This is a genomic window from Nonomuraea sp. WAC 01424 (assembly GCF_003947315.1).
GTDB lineage: Bacteria > Actinomycetota > Actinomycetes > Streptosporangiales > Streptosporangiaceae > Nonomuraea > Nonomuraea spiralis.
Window position 1 is genome coordinate 722,590 of sequence record NZ_QHHZ01000002.1, and the last position, 15,847, is coordinate 738,436.

The 15,847-nt window shown below is 69.9% G+C and carries 12 protein-coding genes; 5 read left to right on the forward strand and 7 right to left on the reverse strand.

Translation table 11 applies throughout. The features are described 5' to 3' along the window. Window positions 1-142: 142 nt before the first annotated feature. The gene (secA, locus tag DMB42_RS08665; protein WP_125632348.1) at window positions 143-2,932 is read right to left on the reverse strand and encodes a preprotein translocase subunit SecA; all 2,790 of its coding nucleotides are present in this window, start codon (window positions 2,930-2,932) and stop codon (window positions 143-145) included. A gap of 225 nt (window positions 2,933-3,157) precedes the next feature. Between secA and DMB42_RS08670 the strand changes: the two genes are divergently transcribed. After that, window positions 3,158-3,418 (forward strand): HGxxPAAW family protein, encoded by a 261-nt coding sequence (locus DMB42_RS08670; protein ID WP_125632350.1) that lies wholly within the window; start codon window positions 3,158-3,160, stop codon window positions 3,416-3,418. 264 nt (window positions 3,419-3,682) lie between these two features. Then, complete coding sequence (locus DMB42_RS08675; protein ID WP_125632352.1) at window positions 3,683-4,873, forward strand: winged helix-turn-helix domain-containing protein; 1,191 nt, start codon at window positions 3,683-3,685, stop codon at window positions 4,871-4,873. A gap of 426 nt (window positions 4,874-5,299) precedes the next feature. On the opposite strand, the gene DMB42_RS08685 is transcribed toward DMB42_RS08675, so the two are convergent. The 6 genes from DMB42_RS08685 to mtrA all read right to left on the reverse strand — a co-directional run bounded on the left by DMB42_RS08685 (window position 5,300) and on the right by mtrA (window position 12,433). Continuing rightward, window positions 5,300-5,998 (reverse strand): response regulator transcription factor, encoded by a 699-nt coding sequence (locus DMB42_RS08685; RefSeq protein WP_125632354.1) that lies wholly within the window; start codon window positions 5,996-5,998, stop codon window positions 5,300-5,302. Window positions 5,999-6,262: 264 nt separating this feature from the next. Then, window positions 6,263-6,916: a ribosome hibernation-promoting factor, HPF/YfiA family gene (gene hpf, locus DMB42_RS08690; protein WP_125632356.1), complete on the reverse strand. Its 654-nt coding sequence runs from the start codon at window positions 6,914-6,916 to the stop codon at window positions 6,263-6,265. 625 nt (window positions 6,917-7,541) lie between these two features. Then, complete coding sequence (locus DMB42_RS08695; protein ID WP_260477567.1) at window positions 7,542-8,213, reverse strand: ComF family protein; 672 nt, start codon at window positions 8,211-8,213, stop codon at window positions 7,542-7,544. A 73-nt stretch (window positions 8,214-8,286) separates the two neighbouring features. Then, on the reverse strand, window positions 8,287-10,011 hold the full coding sequence (locus DMB42_RS08700; protein WP_125632358.1) for an LpqB family beta-propeller domain-containing protein: 1,725 nt from the start codon (window positions 10,009-10,011) through the stop codon (window positions 8,287-8,289). Beyond that, the gene (gene mtrB, locus DMB42_RS08705) at window positions 9,998-11,737 is read right to left on the reverse strand and encodes an MtrAB system histidine kinase MtrB (protein WP_125632360.1); all 1,740 of its coding nucleotides are present in this window, start codon (window positions 11,735-11,737) and stop codon (window positions 9,998-10,000) included. The genes DMB42_RS08700 and mtrB overlap by 14 nt, the downstream gene beginning before the upstream one ends. A gap of 18 nt (window positions 11,738-11,755) precedes the next feature. Then, window positions 11,756-12,433 carry an MtrAB system response regulator MtrA gene (mtrA, locus tag DMB42_RS08710; protein ID WP_043620615.1) on the reverse strand — a complete coding sequence of 226 codons (678 nt, stop codon included), beginning with the start codon at window positions 12,431-12,433 and terminating at the stop codon, window positions 11,756-11,758. Window positions 12,434-12,701: 268 nt separating this feature from the next. Between mtrA and DMB42_RS08715 the strand changes: the two genes are divergently transcribed. The 3 genes from DMB42_RS08715 to DMB42_RS08725 are packed head-to-tail and all read left to right on the forward strand — an operon-like array spanning window position 12,702 to window position 15,834. Further along, a complete protein-coding gene (locus DMB42_RS08715) occupies window positions 12,702-14,015 on the forward strand; it encodes a glycerophosphoryl diester phosphodiesterase membrane domain-containing protein (protein ID WP_125632362.1) in 1,314 nt (437 codons plus the stop codon). Next, window positions 14,012-14,650 (forward strand): DUF4129 domain-containing protein, encoded by a 639-nt coding sequence (locus tag DMB42_RS08720; RefSeq protein ID WP_260477568.1) that lies wholly within the window; start codon window positions 14,012-14,014, stop codon window positions 14,648-14,650. The genes DMB42_RS08715 and DMB42_RS08720 overlap by 4 nt, the downstream gene beginning before the upstream one ends. Continuing rightward, complete coding sequence (locus DMB42_RS08725) at window positions 14,647-15,834, forward strand: DUF4350 domain-containing protein (protein ID WP_185844528.1); 1,188 nt, start codon at window positions 14,647-14,649, stop codon at window positions 15,832-15,834. Before DMB42_RS08720 ends, DMB42_RS08725 begins: the two co-directional genes overlap by 4 nt. Window positions 15,835-15,847 lie beyond the last annotated feature (13 nt).

Sequence of the window (15,847 nt, forward strand, 5' to 3'; positions counted from 1 at the left end):
CCCGCCCGGGGCTCCAGGTCCTCACCGGTCGCCGGGACCGGAGAGCCCCGGCACCGAGCCCGCCGTCGGCCCGGTGCCGCCGGAGCCCCCGCCTCCTGCCTTCGCAGGGGACGGGGGCCCGTTCAGATCTCGCCTCAGCGTGTCAGACGGCGTTCTTCGGGTCGCCGTGGCAGCGCTTGTACTTCTTGCCCGACCCGCACGGGCAGGGCGCGTTGCGCTCGACGTTGCCGTACGCGGCCCGCTCGGCCGACGTCGTACGCACCCGCGTGTGCTCGACGTCGCCCTGCTCGCCCGGAGCGGAGTATTCGAGCTCAGCCGGCCGCTGCGGCCCGCGCAGGGCGCTGGAGATGATCGACCGGGTCTCGGTGACCGCCGCGTCCTCCTCCTCGACGATCGGGTTCTCCTGAACCTCGACCTCAAGGTTGAACAGGAAGCCGACCGAGTCCTCCTTGATGCCCTCAAGCATCGCGGCGAACATCTCGAAGCCCTCGCGCTGGTACTCGATCTGCGGGTCCTTCTGCGCGTAGGCCCGCATGCCGATGCCCTCGCGCAGGTAGTCCATCTCGTAGAGGTGCTCGCGCCACTTGCGGTCGAGCACCGACAGGATGACCTGGCGCTCGAAGTTGCGCGTGGCCTCGGCCCCGAGCTGCTCCTCGCGCCTGGCGTACGCCTCCAGCGCGTCGGCCTTGATCTTCTCGGAGATGATCTCGGCCGTCAGCTCCTCGCGGCTGCCGACCTCCTCGACCAGGTCGTCGATCCGGACCGAGACCGGGTAGAGCTCGCCGAACGCCTTCCACAGCTTGTCGAGGTCCCACTCCTCGGCGAAGCCGTCGGAGGTGGCGCCCGCGACGTAACCGTCGATCACGTCGCCGACGAAGCCGCGCACCTGCTCGTGCAGGTCGGCGCCCTCCAGCACCCGACGGCGCTCGGAGTAGATCACCTTGCGCTGCCGGTTCATGACCTCGTCGTACTTCAGAACTTCCTTGCGGATCTCGAAGTTCTGCTGCTCGACCTGGTGCTGGGCGGAGGCGATGGCCTTGGAGACGATGCCCGACTCGATCGGCTGGTCGTCGGGGATGCTCAGCCTGTTCATGATCATCTCGACCCTGGCCGCGTTGAACAGGCGCATGAGGTCGTCGCCGAGCGAGAGGTAGAAGCGCGACTCACCGGGGTCGCCCTGACGGCCGGAACGGCCGCGGAGCTGGTTGTCGATGCGGCGCGACTCGTGGCGCTCGGTGCCCAGCACGTAGAGGCCGCCGAGCTGGGTGACCTCGTCGTGCTCGGCCTTGACGGCCGCCCTGGCCTTCTCCAGCGCCTCGGGGTAGGCCTTCTCGTACTCCTCCGGCGTCTCGACCGGGTCGAGGCCGCGCTGGCGCAGCTCGAGGTCGGCGCGGAACTCGGAGTTGCCGCCGAGCATGATGTCGGTGCCTCGACCGGCCATGTTCGTGGCGACGGTGACGGCGCCCTTGCGGCCCGCCTCGGCGACGATCGCCGCCTCACGCGCGTGGTTCTTCGCGTTGAGCACCTCGTGCACCACACCGCGGCGCTTGAGCGCCTTGGACAGCCGCTCGGACTTCTCCACCGAGGTCGTGCCGACGAGGACCGGCTGCCCGGCCTCGTGGCGCTCCTTGATGTCCTCGACCACCGCGTTGAACTTGGCGTCCTCGGTCTTGTAGACCACGTCGGCCTGGTCCTTGCGGACCATCGGCCGGTTGGTCGGGATCGGGACCACGCCGAGCTTGTACGTCTGGTGGAACTCGTTGGCCTCGGTGACCGCCGTACCGGTCATGCCCGACAGCTTGGCGTAGAGGCGGAAGTAGTTCTGGAGGGTGACCGTGGCGAGAGTCTGGTTCTCGTCCTTGATCTTCACGCCTTCTTTGGCCTCGATGGCCTGGTGCATGCCCTCGTTGTAGCGCCGGCCGTGCAGCACGCGGCCGGTGAACTCGTCGACGATGAGCACCTCGCCGTCGGAGACGATGTAGTCCTTGTCCTTCTTGAACAGCTCTTTCGCCTTGAGCGCGTTGTTCAGGAAGCCGACCAGGTGGGTGTGCTCGGGCTTGTAGAGGTTGTCGATGCCGAGCCAGTCCTCGACCTTCTCGACGCCGGCCTCCAGGACGCCGACCGTGCGCTTCTTCTCGTCGACGATGTAGTCGCCGGTGCTCTCCTCGCCCGGGTTCTTCGCCTCGACGCCCTTGCGGAGCCTGGGAACGATCTTGGCGAACTCGCTGTACCACTTGCCCGACTGCTCGCCGGGGCCGGAGATGATCAGCGGCGTGCGGGCCTCGTCGATGAGGATCGAGTCGACCTCGTCGACGATGGCGAAGTGGTGACCACGCTGGACGCACTCCTCCAGCGACCACGCCATGTTGTCGCGGAGGTAGTCGAAGCCGAACTCGTTGTTGGTGCCGTACGTGATGTCCGCTTCGTACTGCTTGCGCCGCTCGTCCGGTGCCTGACCGGAGAGGATCATGCCGACTTCCATGCCCAGGAACCGGTAGACGCGGCCCATGTTCTCGGCGCCGACCTTGACCAGGTAGTCGTTGACGGTGATGACGTGGACGCCGTTGCCCGCCAGCGCGTTGAGGTAAGCCGGCAGCGTACAGGTCAGGGTCTTGCCCTCACCCGTCTTCATTTCGGAGATGTTGCCCATGTGCAGGTTGGCCCCGCCCATGATCTGCACGTCGAAGTGCCGCTGGCCGAGCACGCGCCGGGCCGCCTCACGCACGGTCGCGAACGCCTCGGGAAGCAGGTCGTCGAGGCTCTCGCCGTCGGCGTAGCGCTGCTTGAACTCGTCGGTCAGCGCACGCAACTCCGCGTCGGACAGGCTCGTGAAGTCGTCCTCGATGGAGTTGACCTGATCGGCGATCCGCTTGAGCTTGCGGAGAGTCTTGCCTTCGCCGGCACGTAGGATCTTGTCGAGAATGGCTGCCACTTTATGTAAAGCTCCTCGCAGGTCTACCCCGGCGGCGCCGCCAGGAGGAGAGGCCGAGACAAACTTCCCCGGTTGCCATCGTAGGCGGTTCCGCAACCAGACACAGCCACCGTGACGACGAGGGCGCCGGACACGTCTGGGAGAATGGGGTCAAGGCAGAGGGTATGCCGGTTGAGCGCCGGTTCGCACCAATTGCGGGATATCCGGCAAAGGAAGGATTTAGTCATGGTTGAGGGGAAGAAGTCCGAGCACGCGGAGAATCTCGGCAACCACGGCGGGCGAGCCTCCTCGTGGCTGGCCGTGACGGTCATGGTGGTGGGCACCATCGTGTCCGGCTTCGGGCTGACGGCCGACAACTGGACTCTCGTCTGGGTCGGCGCCGGTGTGTTCGTCGTCGGCGGCATCCTCGCCCTCGTCTTCGACATCTTCACGGACGTGGTGATCGACGCGCCCCGGGTCGGCATGCACGCCGAAGACCACCGCTGACCGTCCCCACAGACGGCGGGCCCCGGCACCGGGCGCCCGCCGTTCCTGTTCCCACGGCCCTTTCGTACGTCCTTCGCACGCCGTCCGTACGCGCTCCGTGAACCGGGCTCCCGTTCTGGGCATCGAATTCCCCAACCCCGCGACATCGGCGTGTCGGCCCCGGCCCTGCCGCAACCTCGGCCGGAGCGATTCTGTCGGTGGGCACCGCTAAATTTCCCCCATGGATAGCCCTACCGTCCCCCACCGCCCCCTGGGGTTCCCCGTATGACGAACGTGACCGACCTGACCGCCGACGAGGCGCGCCGGGTCATTCTGCGTGCCCAGGGCCTCATCGGCGCCGACGCGCGCAAGGGCGGGGTGCGCGGCATGCTGCGCCGGCTCGGCGCCGTACAGCTCGACACGATCTCCGTCCTGGCCCGCTCCCACGAGCTGGTCGCCTACGCCCGCCTCGGCGCGGTCGGCAGGCCCGAGATCGAGCGCTCCTACTGGCACGATCCCTCCCAGAGCTTCGAGTACTGGTGTCACGCGGCCTGCATCCTCCCCATCGAGCACTGGCCGCTCTACTCCTTCCGCCGTCGCGCGTTCCGCAACAGGCGCTACCGCTGGCACGAGGTCCCCGACAGCGTCGACAAGCTGCTGCAGCAGGTGCGCGACGCGGGCCCGCTCACGACGTCCGACGTCGGCGGCGCCAAGAACGGCGGCCCGTGGTGGGACTGGTCCGACTCCAAGATCGGGCTGGAGTGGCTGCTGGACATCGGTGAGATCGCCTGCGTGCGCCGGGTCGGCTGGCGGCGCGTCTACGACCTGACCGAGCGCGTGGTCCCCGCCGACCTGCTGGCCGACGACCTGACCGACGAGGAGTGCATCGTCCTGCTGGCCGCCATCGCCGGCCGGTCGCTCGGGGTGGCCAACCGTACCGACCTTCTCGACTTCCTGCGGCTCAGGGGCCAGTTCGCGGCGATGCTCGACGAGGCCCTGCTCAGCGGCGCCGCCGGGCTCGTACCGGTCAAGGTGGCGGGCTGGCCCGCCAAGAAGGGCCACGCCAACGCCTGGGCCGACCCGCAGGCCCTCGAGTCCGAGCCGCGCGGCCGTCACCGCACGACGCTGCTGTCGCCGTTCGACTCCCTGATCTGGCATCGCGGCCGCACCGAGCGTGTCTTCGGCTTCAAGTACCAGCTTGAGCTTTACGTGCCCAAGGAGAAGCGCGTCCACGGCTACTTCACGATGCCCGTGCTGTCCGGGGGCCGCCTGATCGGCCGGGTCGACCCGGCCCGCGAGGGCACCACCCTCGTCGCCCGCCAGGTCCACCTGGAGCCGGGCCTGTCCCCCGCCAAGTGGGCCGACGCCCTGCGCGACGCCCTGTGGTCGGCGGCCGAATGGGTGGGCTGCGACGCCGTACGCGTCGAACGCACCGACCCCCCAGAACTGGCCCACCACCTGACCACATCCCCGTAACCACAGCCCCCAGCCCCCCGCCCTGGCCGCCAAGGCACTGAGCATCACGAAGTCCCTAGCACTGGGAGAGGCAGTACCCCCGGCTCTGAGGGCAACTGCGCCACCGGCGCTGCGCGAAGCGTCCGCGGTCCCAGGCGGGGAGTGAGGCAGCGACGCCGTCGGCGCCGTGCGAGCGTCCGCGCTCCCCGCCTTACCGCGAACCGCGCCGAGTGACCATCGCCCGGGGAACAAGCCTGGAGGCCAGGGGTCGGCATCCCTACCTGGAGTTGGGGCCGACGGGTCGGTGGGGCGGCGGGGGCGCCCGGGTGGTGGCGCGTAACCCCGGGTAGTAGCGCGTGACGCCGGATCGCGGCACAAGGCGCTGGCCGGGGGCGGGGTGGCGCTGGTGGGCAGGTGGTGCTGGTGGGCGCAGGGGGGCGGGGTGGGTCAGGTGATTTCCAGCATGCGTTCCCGGACTGCGTACACCACTGCTTCCATGCGCGAATGCAGTTGCAGTTTGTCGAGGATGTTGCGGACGTGGTTCTTGACCGTGTTCTCGGAGATGAAGAGCTGCTTGGCGATCTCGCGGTTGTTCATGCCCTTGGCGACCAGGCGCAGGACCTCCATCTCGCGGTCGGTCAGCCGGGGCACCGGGAGCTGCGGCGGGCGTTCGGCCTCCTTGCGGCTCATGTTCGCGAACTCGCTGATGAGCTTGGCGGCCATCGCCGGGTTGATTAACGACTGCCCCTCGTGCACGCCGCGCACCGCGGCCGGGACGTCGTTGATCTGCACGTCCTTCAGCAGGTAGCCGGTGGCGCCGGCCTTGATGGCCTCGAAGAGATCCTCTTCCTCGTCGCTCACCGTCAGCATGATGATGCGGGTGCTCGGGACGGAGACCTTGATGGCCTTGGTGGCCTCGATCCCGTCCTGTCTGGGCATGCGTACGTCCATCAGAGCGACGTCGGGCATGAGGCGATCGGCCAGTTCGACCGCCTCCTGCCCGTCGCTCGCCTCACCGACCACCTCGATGTCGGGCTCCGCGGCCAGCGTCAACGCCAGGCTGCGCCTGATCAGCTCGTGATCGTCAACGATCAGCACGCGGATCGGCTCGCTCTCTGCCGTACGGACCTCGCCGGACTCGGTCACGAGCCCTCCTCGGTCCGCCTTGCGCCTGCCTTGCTCACGGGAAACCTGCTCATCGGACGGCCGCTCCACTGTCACGCCCGGTCGGGGCCGCAGCGGCTGTCCGCGTGGCGGTTCGCCCGTCAGTACCCTCGCTTCGCTCGCTCATCTGCACCTGACTGAGCTCGCTCACGTGTCCTCCTCGTCGGGGGGCCAGAGCCGTCGGACCGCCATGATGGCACGTATACGGCGGTCCTCGGGTGGTCGAGAAGATCTTTTAGGGCGCGATCAGGGCTCTACGAGCCGCAACACGCCGTAGTTGTACCCGCGCCGGTTGTAGACGACGCTCGGCAGGCCGCTCTCTTTGTCACGGAACAGGTAGAAGTCGTGGCCGACCAGTTCCATTTCCAGCATGGCCTGGTCGATGGTCATCGGCTCCGCTTTGTGGAACTTCTCCCGTACGACGAGTGGGCCCTCGCCGTCCATCTCGATCGGGACGATGTCGTCGTCCTGCACCGGCAGGTCCTCGTAGGACTCGGCCGGCTCCGGGACGGATTTCTTCTCCCGGGACGGCCGGCCGGCGACGTCAGCGAGCGTCGCGGTGATCTCCGCCACCGAGGGCGGGACGTGATTGCCGTGATGGACCTTGCGCCGGTCGGCCAGCCGCCGCAGACGGCCTTCCAGCTTGTCGAGGGCGATGTCGAGGGCTACGAATCGGTCGTCGGCCGAGGCTTCGGCGCGGATGGCCGGGCCTCGCGAGTGAATGGTGAGCTCGACGCGCTCGCGCTGATCGGCGAGGCGAGGGTTGCGTTCCTTCGACACCTCCACATCGACTCGGATGAGTTTGTTGTCCAGACGTTCGATCCTGGCCAGCTTGGTCGTCACTTGGTCTCGGAACCGGTCACTCACTCCTGTGTGCCGACCCTTGACGATGATGTCCATGCAACAGCCCCCCTTCGCTAACGACTGAGCAAGAGCGCCCGACTTTGTACGTGCCGAGCGGGGTCTTCTGTCTGCCTCTCTGTCACCGTTACCCTCTTCCGCCACGACGTCACCGGGATCTCGGGTGGCACCCGCCCGGCCGACCTGGTCTTCGACCCCACATTCGCCTGCTGAGGGTTTCGCAGCTCTGTTGCCACTACTGCCCTTCTCTTCTGACGAGGGACATCTGGACCCTCGGGAAGGCAGGACTTACCCCTAAGCCGCACCGTGATCGGTCGACAAAGAGTCGCCTTACGTGGACCGTTTAGCCTGCGGCTGGCATCGGCTAGCAGAGCCGGGGACACCGGCCCTGCGCAACCACGGACCCGAACGGGTGCCATGTCAGAACGCTATCCGCATCCTGCGCGAATGTCAGCCGGGGGATCGACCAAAGGATCACGTACCGTGATCTTTTCGGGGTTTCGGACGTCTGGAGGATGTCGTAACGACCTGTCGGCAACCCCTGCGGCCACGCGCCTTCCGCCAACCTGAGCTGCTCTGCTTCTTCTTCCCCCGAAGAGACATCGAGCCCTCATGACGGACACGAGAATTGGATCTTTCTTTACCCAGAGTGATGACAAGCGTTTCAAGATCTTCGGCGTGTCGCGGCGACGGTCACCGCCAGCGGCACCCGTACGCCGGCAGCGCGGAGTGCACGGGCGGCTTCGGCGAGCGAGGCGCCAGTCGTGACGATGTCGTCCAGAAGCAGCACAGACGGCGCTGGAGGGCTTTTCACGCTCCTCGGGACACAGAGGGACCCGGCGAGGTTCGCGACGCGCTGCGTGGAGCTCAGGCCCGCCTGGTCGGACACGCGCCGCGCCTGGCTCAGCGCCGTCCACGGCTCGGCGGGTAAGCCCGCGGCGGCGAGATGGCGGGTGACGAGCCCGGCCAGGCGGCCCATGGGGTCGTGGCCCCTGCCCCGCGAGGCCCGCTTCGCGCTCGGCACCGGAACGACGGCGAACGGCCCGCGCGCCCACCCGCCGCCCGTCCCCGCCAGGGCGGTGAGCACGGTGAACGCCAGGACCTGCGCCAGCACGCCCGCCAGCGCCACCGCGCCGCGCTCCTTGTAGGCCAGGATCGCCCTGCGCGCCGCGCGCTCGTACGACGTGGCCGACCAGCAGTCGGGCAGGCCGGGCGGGCTCGGCCTCGGCAGCCGCCGCGCCGGGGCGGCGGCCATCTCGGCCGCACACCCGGCGCAGCACCGCGCGCCGGCACGCCCGCAGCCCACGCAGGACTGCGGCAGAAACACATCGAGCACGGCCCCCAACACGCCGCCCAGCATGCCCGCCCCCACCGACAATTCCGCGGTCGGGGGCCGGGGGCCGGAGGGGTCAGCCCAGGGGGAAGAAGGGGTTTTTGGCGTTGGGTTCGATTTTGCTGGTCCAGCCCTGCCGGTCCGGGTTCAGCTCGATGATCTTGGGCCCCTTGTCGGTGTTGGCCTCCGCCAGCACGCGCCCGTTCAGCGCCGTCACCCGCTCCAGCCGATCCTTCAGCGGGATCCCGATCGTCTCGCCGTCGCCGATGTCGATCTCGTTGAGGATCCGCCCCGCCGTGCTCTGGATGAGCACCAGCAGGTGCTCGTCGTCCTCCCAGGCGATGTCCTCGATCTTGTACTCGACCTCCGTCGAGGTCAGCGTGTGGAGGTTGCCGAGCATGGGCCCGTTGAGCCCCTCACTGAGGGCGCCGAGCTGCACGGTGTTCTTGCCGGTGCGCAGGGCCACCCGCACGCCGTCCCGGGCGATCTTGAACGCGGTGACGTCGAGGCCGTCGAGGCCGGGCGCGGAGACGCGCTCGGGGCCCCGGCCGCCGTTGGGGTCGAACCGCAGCACCACCTTGTTGTGCTGGTCGAACGTCCACAGCGAGCCGTCGCGGCGCCAGGTGGGGGCGGTGAGGTCGGCGCCCTCGATGACCTGCTGCCAGCGCCCCTCGGGGGTGAGGCTCGCGATCGAGATGCCGGTGGACGTCTTGGCCGCGACGATCGCGCCGGCCTGCTGCGAGGACAGCGCGAACGCCTTGAAGTCGGAGTTCGTCTCCCCCGCCGGCCCTGACACGGCGACGCCCGCGCCCTCGTTGCTCATGACGTGCACGGAGCCCTTGCTGGTGTAGTACGGCGTGTTGCCGCCGTTGTCCAGCCAGTGGGTCTCGGGGTTGGGCGGCTCGGTCCAGTACTGCTCGCCCTCGATCTGCACCTCGATGGTACGGCTGTTGGCGACCTTGTTGTTGGTCAGGCTGTACCTGAGCTGCGCCACCAGGGCGGCCTTCTCACCGAGGTCGAGCGGCAGCAGCGGGCCCGAGAAGTTGATCACGACGCGGTCCTCGCCGGTGCCGACCGACTCGACCTCGGTGCCCTCCGGGAACACGGTGCCCACGGCGCCGCGCAACGCGCTGCTCGGCCCCTTGAGCAGCCGCTTGACGATGGTCTGCGCGAAGCTCTCGGTCGGCTTGAGCCGCAGGCACACCCGGTCGACGACCAGCCGCTCGCGGGCGTTGTTGAGGTAGTAGAGATTGGTCAGCCGGTACGCCCGCGCCACGTCGGACTTGGTGAGCAGCAGCCCGTCCGGCAGGTCGTCCACCCGGTAGACGCCCCGGGCGTCCTTCTTCAGCACGAACAGCCGCTCCGGCGCGTTGCCCGAGAGCGGCACGTACGCGTCGTCCGGGTCGATGCGGGCGACCTGCTTGCCCTTCAGCCCGTACGTCTCGTTGGCGTCGCCCTCCCCCGGGTACTCCACCTGGTACGCGTCCTCGATCACCGTCACCGGCCCGGCCGGCTTCCACTTGGCCTGGGCCTTGGGCGTCAGGTACCCGGCCAGCACGGTCGGGTCGTCGGGGTAGGCCGCCATGGCCGCCTGGAGCCCCTTGATGAGCAGCTCGGGGTCCCAGTCGTCGCGCGGCGGGATGGCGATCATGCGCTGGAACGGCTTGTTCAGCGGGTCGCCGCCCCCGGTGTCGCTCACCGTGTACGGCCCGCTCACCGGGATCACCGTGCAGCCCGAGCCCGCGCAGGCCACGGCCGCGGCCAGGGCGCCCGCGGCTCCGACCCGTCTAGTCCTCGTCATGGCCGCCTCCGTCCCCCGAGGCCGGGAGCAGCACCGGCGTCATGTGGCTGCGCCAGGTGCGCCGCATCTCGATCTCGGGCGGCACCAGCGACAGCGGCGAGCCCTTGAGGTCGGCCCCGGCCAGCCGGGGCAGCGTGAGGCGGAACTGCGAGCCCTCGCCCGGCTGCCCCCACGCCTGGAGCCAGCCGCCGTGCAGCACGGCGTCCTCGCGGGAGATGGCCAGGCCGAGCCCGGTGCCGCCGATGGTCCTGGCCCTGGACGGGTCGGCCCGCCAGAACCGGTCGAACACCATCGTCTCCTCGCCCGGCTTGAGCCCGATCCCGTGGTCGCGTACGGCGACCGCCACGGCGTCGCGGTCGGCCCCCACGGTCACCACGATCTCCCGGCCCTCGCCGTGCTCGATGGCGTTGAACAGCAGGTTGCGCAGGATGCGCTCGACGCGGCGGTTGTCGACCTCGACCATGCACGGCTCGTGCGGCAGGCGGATGTCGAAGCGGGTGGCATGGCGCTCGGCCAGCGCCTCGGAGTCGGCGATGGCCCGGTGGACGACGTCGCGCATGTCCACGGAGTCGACGTCGAGCGTGGCGGCCCCGGCGTCGTAGCGGCTGATCTCCAGCAGGTCGGCCAGCATCGACTCGAACCGTTCGAGCTGGGCCTGCATCAGCTCGGCCGAACGGGCGGCCATGGGGTCGAAGTCCTCGCGGGCGTCGTAGAGCAGGTCGGCGGCCATGCGGACGGTGGTCAGCGGCGTGCGCAGCTCGTGGGAGACGTCGGAGACGAACTGGCGCTGGACCTGCGACAGCTCCTCAAGCTGATGGATCTTGAGCGCCAGGTTGGCGGCCATCTCGTTGAACGAGTTCGCCAGGCGGGCGAGGTCGTCCTCGCCGCGTACCTTGAGGCGTTCGTCCAGTTTGCCGGCGGCCAGGCGCTCGGCGGCCTGGCGGGCCAGCCGTACGGGCGTGACGACCTGGCGGGCGACCAGGTAGGCGATGGCGGCCAGCAGCAGGACGAGCCCGAGCCCCACCACGACGATGGCGAGCCGGACGTTGGACAGCAGCTCCTCTTCCTCGCTGAACGGGAAGAAGTGGTAGACCTGGTAGTCCTCGCCGGTCAGGGGCTCGTGCACGACCCCGCCGACCACGTACGTCAGCGTGGCCTGGCTCTGGCCGTCGAACCTGACCGAGTCGATCTGCGCCTCGGTCTTGCCGTACTCGGCCCGGTTCATGTACCTCTGCAGGCGTTGCCGCAGCGAGGCGGGCACGTCGGCCTGCACGACCCGGCCCGAGGCCCGCGACATGCCGGGCGTGGCCTCGTTGAGTATGAGGACGTCGTAGCGCTTCTTGGAGCCGTCCTCGCCCGACCCGGTGACGGTGTTCATGACCTCGTCGAGCGGGTTGACCTTCTGGTCGGCGTCGGGGGCCTTGCCCTGGTCGTCGGCGGGCGGGATCAGCGCGTCGGCGATCTGCAGCCGGTCGGCGTACGCCTCGTTGAGCGAGGACTGCTGACTGCTCTCGACCACGGACCTGTTGATCTCGTCGGACAGGAACGTGCCGAGCACGACCACGACGGTCACGGAGATCACCAGGGTGCTGGTGACCACCTGGAGCTGGAGCGAGCGCCGCCACACGCTGCGCACCCGGCCCGCCGCACGCCGCACCCGCCGGCGGGCGCCGCCGAGAATCTGGCGGATCGACCGTCGGTGGGGCTTCTTCTTGGTCGGGGGCATGGCGGGGCGGGGCGAAGGCTAGGCGGGGCCGGCTTTGTAGCCCACGCCGCGGACCGTCACCACGATCTCGGGGTGTTCGGGGTCCTTCTCGATCTTGGCGCGGAGGCGCTGCACGTGCACGTTGACCAGCCGGGTGTCGGCCGCGTGCCGGTAGCCCCAGACCTGCTCCAGCAGGACCTCGCGGGTGAACACCTGGCGCGGCTTGCGGGCCAGGGCGACGAGCAGGTCGAACTCGAGCGGCGTGAGGTTGATGGTCTCCTCGCCGCGCTTGACCGAGTGGCCCGCCACGTCGATGGTGATGTCGCCGATCTGCAGGATCTCGGGCGTCGGCTCATCGGTACGGCGCAGCCGCGCCCGAACCCGCGCCACGAGCTCCTTCGGCTTGAACGGCTTGACGATGTAGTCGTCGGCCCCGGACTCCAGCCCGAGCACGACGTCGATCGTGTCGCTCTTGGCGGTGAGCATCACGATCGGAACCCCCGACTCCGCCCTGATCCTGCGCGCGACGTCGATGCCGTCCGCACCCGGCAGCATCAGGTCGAGCAGCACCAGGTCCGGGCGTGTATCCCGGAACGCGTCGAGGGCCTTGTCGCCGTCGGAGACGAAGGACGGCTCGAAGCCTTCTCCGCGCAACACGATGCCGAGCATCTCGGCGAGAGCGGCGTCGTCGTCGACGACCAGCACGCGACCTTTCATGGCCCCTCATTCGTTCTACGCATTGTGGGACATACCCGCACGATCGCTGAAGGTTACCCTTGGTCGGCCCATGTGTGGGACATGAGCCCTACGAAAGGTGAATTTTAGGTTCCCCCCGCAACCACAATCTCAGTCTGCGGTAACAGAGCGACTTTCGGCCATCCCCGGATGCCAACCTTGCCCCGTTTCGCCGATAAATGCGGGCAAGATGAGTCGGGGAATCGCCTCGGTGACACCAGCCACCCGCCCAGCGTGCCAGGATTGGGATATGTCAGACGGTCACGGACGCACGCCCGAGACGCCCCCAGGCTGGTCTGCCGAACAGCCCCCGCCCTACAGCGCCCCGCAGGCTTCCCCGTGGACCGCGCCGGGCTCGCCCCCGCAGGCGCCGTACGGCCAACCGTACGAGCCGCAGGGCGAAGCCCCCCAGCCGCCGCCCTACGGCCCGCCGGGGCCTCAGCAACCCTACCCCCAGTCCGGCTACCCACAGTCCGGCTACCCACAGCCCGGCCCGGGGCACCCGCCGCCCGGCCATCAGCCGCCCGGCTACGGCTACATGCCGCCGCCCGCGCTGCGGCCCGGCATCATCCCGCTGCGCCCGCTGGGGCTCGGCGACATCCTCGACGGCACGATCAAGCTGATCAGGTCCAACCCCAAGGCCGTGCTGGGCCTGTCGGCCGTCGCCGCCCTGCTCAGCGCGGTGCCGCTGGCCGTGGGACAGGCGATCCTGTTCGGGTCGATGGGCAACATGCTGGAGGACCCGGAGAGCGCCTCCGCGAGCCTCAACAGCTTCTACGGCCTCATCGCCCAGTACGGCGGCATGATCGTCTCGTACGTGATCCAGTTCGTCGTGGTCACGGTGCTGACCGGCGTGCTGACCCGCATCCTCGGCCGGGCCGTCTTCGGCGGCAACATCACCGCGGCCGAGGCCTGGCACCTCAGCAAGGGCCGGCTCCCGGCGCTGTTCGGGGTCATCGGGCTGATGGCCGTCATGATGATCGTGCCCCTGGCCGTCCTCGTGCTGGTCGTGGCCGCGCTCGCGATGAGCGTCAACTCCGCCGACGGCGCCGGTCTGATCCTCGGCGTGGTGGTCCTGTTCCTCCTGGCGTTCGTCCCGTACTACCTGTTCATCACCACGCGGTTCGCGTTCGCCGCGCCCGCCGTGGTACTGGAGGGACGGGGGCCGATCGACGCGATGCGGCGGTCCTGGCACCTGGTGACCGGTGACTTCTGGCGGGTGCTCGGCATCCTGCTGCTGACGTCGCTGCTGGTCGGCGTGGTGTCGGGGGTGTTGTCGGTGCCGTTCTCGTTCGGCGGGACGCTGATCGGCATGCTCGGCGGCGGCTCGCCGGGCTCGGCGGTGGTCGCGGCCGCGTTCATCGCCGTCGGCGGCACGCTGAGCGCGATGTTCTCCTACCCCTTCCAGGCCGGCGTCTCCGGCCTGCTCTACGCCGACCGGCGCATGCGCGGGGAGGCGTTCGACCTCGTGCTCCAGACGGCGGCGATCGAGCAGCAGCGCCAGGGATGGGTGCACGCCTCCGCCGACGAGCTCTGGCACCCGTCCAACTCAGCCAGGTCGTGAGCCAGGTCGTGAACCCGGTCGACCGGGAGGAGGCGGCCCGCAGAGCGGCCGAGGAGCTCCTCAAGCCCGGATACGAGAAGGAATCCCTGTTCGACCAGCTCTACCGGCGTTTCAACCAGTTCGTCGGCGATCTGACGGACGCGGTCACCGGCGGCGGCTCGACCGGCGGCGTCATCGCGGCCGTCGTGATCACGCTGATCATCCTCGGCGTGATCGCCCTGGTCGCCTGGCGGCTGCGCGGAGCCGCGCGCAGGAACGCCATGGCCGCCGGCGGCCTCTACGGCGAGCGCGTCCTCGACGCCGCCGCGCACCGCCGGGCCGCCGAGCGCCTGGCCGCCGAGGGCGACTGGTCGGAGGCCATCCGCGAACGGCTCCGGGCCATCGCCCGCGACCTGGAGGAACGCGCGCTGGTCGACGGCATGCCCGGCCGCACGGCCGACGAACTGGCCGCCGAGGCGGGCGCGGCGCTGCCCGGCTTCGCCGCCGAGCTGGCCGCCGCCGCCCGTTCGTTCGACGACGTCAGCTACGGGGGCGTGCCCGGCACGCAGGCCGCGTACCAGGCCATGAGCGGGCTGGACGACCGGCTGCGCCAGGCGCGGCCGGTCCCGCTGGCCGTGGCAGGGGGGCCGTCATGAGCGTGATCGCACCGGCGCCGCAGGCCACCGGCGGCGGCTCGGCCCCGGCCTCCCCCACCGCCCGCTCGACCTGGCGGGCGAGCCGCGTGATCGTCCTGCTCGGCCTGGTCATCGTGCTGCTGGCCGTGGCCGGGGTGCTGCTCAGCCCGCAGCGCGGGCCCTCGCGCCACCTCGACCCCGCCGACACCTCGCTCGCCGGCTCGAAGGCGCTCGCGGAGTTGCTGCGCGCCCGGGGCGTCCAGGTCGACCGGGTCGACTCGGTCGAGGCGGCCGCCGGCGAGGCCGCCTCCGGCGACCGGCTGCTGCTGATCACCGACACGACGTACGCCGACGAGCACCAGCTCGCCCAGATCCCCGGCGACCGGCTGATCGTGGGCGACCTCCCCGGGCTCGGCGTACTGGCCCCCGAGGCGCGCACCCGGCGTGAGCCGTCGCGCGTACGCTCCCGCGACCCGCTGTGCGGGCTGCCCGCGGCGACGCGGGCCGGCAGCGCGTACGTCGGCGGCCTGGTGCTGAACGGCCCGCAGGGCGCGGCCTCCTGCTACCCGGCGGGCGAGGGGTACTCGCTGGTCAGCTACCGTACGGCCGCCGGCGCCACCACCACGGTCGTCGGCGACGGCGAGTTCATGACCAACCTGCGCCTGCCCGAGGACGGCAACGCGGCGCTCGCCCTCAACCTGATCGGCACCGGCAGGCCCGTCACCTGGCTGGTACGCCCGGAGACCCCGCCCCCGCTCGACCTGCCCGGCTCCGAGGGCAAGTCGATGTACGACCTGATGCCCGACAGCGTCCCCTGGGCGATCCTGATGGCCTGCCTCACCGTGGCGCTCGTCGCGTTCTGGCGTGGCCGCCGCCTGGGGCCGGTCGTGATCGAGAAGCTGCCCGTCGTCGTACGCGCGGCCGAGACGGTCGAGGGCCGGGGCAGGCTCTACCGTGCCAGGCGGGCCAGGCAGCGGGCCGCGGACTCGCTGCGCGCCGGCACGATCGACCGGCTCACGCCCCGGCTGGGCCTGGCCCAGGGCGCCGGGCCGCACGAGCTGGTCGCGGCCCTCGCCGCGCGGATCGCCGACGACCCTCAGGGGATCGGGGCCGCGCTCTACGGCCCGCCGCCGGCCGACGACGCCGGGCTCGTCGCGCTGGCCGGATACTTGGACTCCATCGAAAGGCAGGTCAGTGAACTCTGAGGAGACTTTCCGC

Excerpts from the sequence above, each read along its gene's own strand:
- DMB42_RS08670 (WP_125632350.1), top strand. The coding sequence starts at position 3,158 with ATGGTTGAGGGGAAGAAGTCCGAGCACGCGGAGAATCTCGGCAACCAC.
- DMB42_RS08675 (WP_125632352.1), top strand. The coding sequence starts at position 3,683 with ATGACGAACGTGACCGACCTGACCGCCGACGAGGCGCGCCGGGTCATT.
- hpf (WP_125632356.1), bottom strand. The coding sequence starts at position 6,916 with ATGGACATCATCGTCAAGGGTCGGCACACAGGAGTGAGTGACCGGTTC.
- DMB42_RS08700 (WP_125632358.1), bottom strand. The coding sequence starts at position 10,011 with ATGACGAGGACTAGACGGGTCGGAGCCGCGGGCGCCCTGGCCGCGGCC.
- mtrB (WP_125632360.1), bottom strand. The coding sequence starts at position 11,737 with ATGCCCCCGACCAAGAAGAAGCCCCACCGACGGTCGATCCGCCAGATT.
- mtrA (WP_043620615.1), bottom strand. The coding sequence starts at position 12,433 with ATGAAAGGTCGCGTGCTGGTCGTCGACGACGACGCCGCTCTCGCCGAG.
- DMB42_RS08715 (WP_125632362.1), top strand. The coding sequence starts at position 12,702 with ATGTCAGACGGTCACGGACGCACGCCCGAGACGCCCCCAGGCTGGTCT.
- DMB42_RS08725 (WP_185844528.1), top strand. The coding sequence starts at position 14,647 with ATGAGCGTGATCGCACCGGCGCCGCAGGCCACCGGCGGCGGCTCGGCC.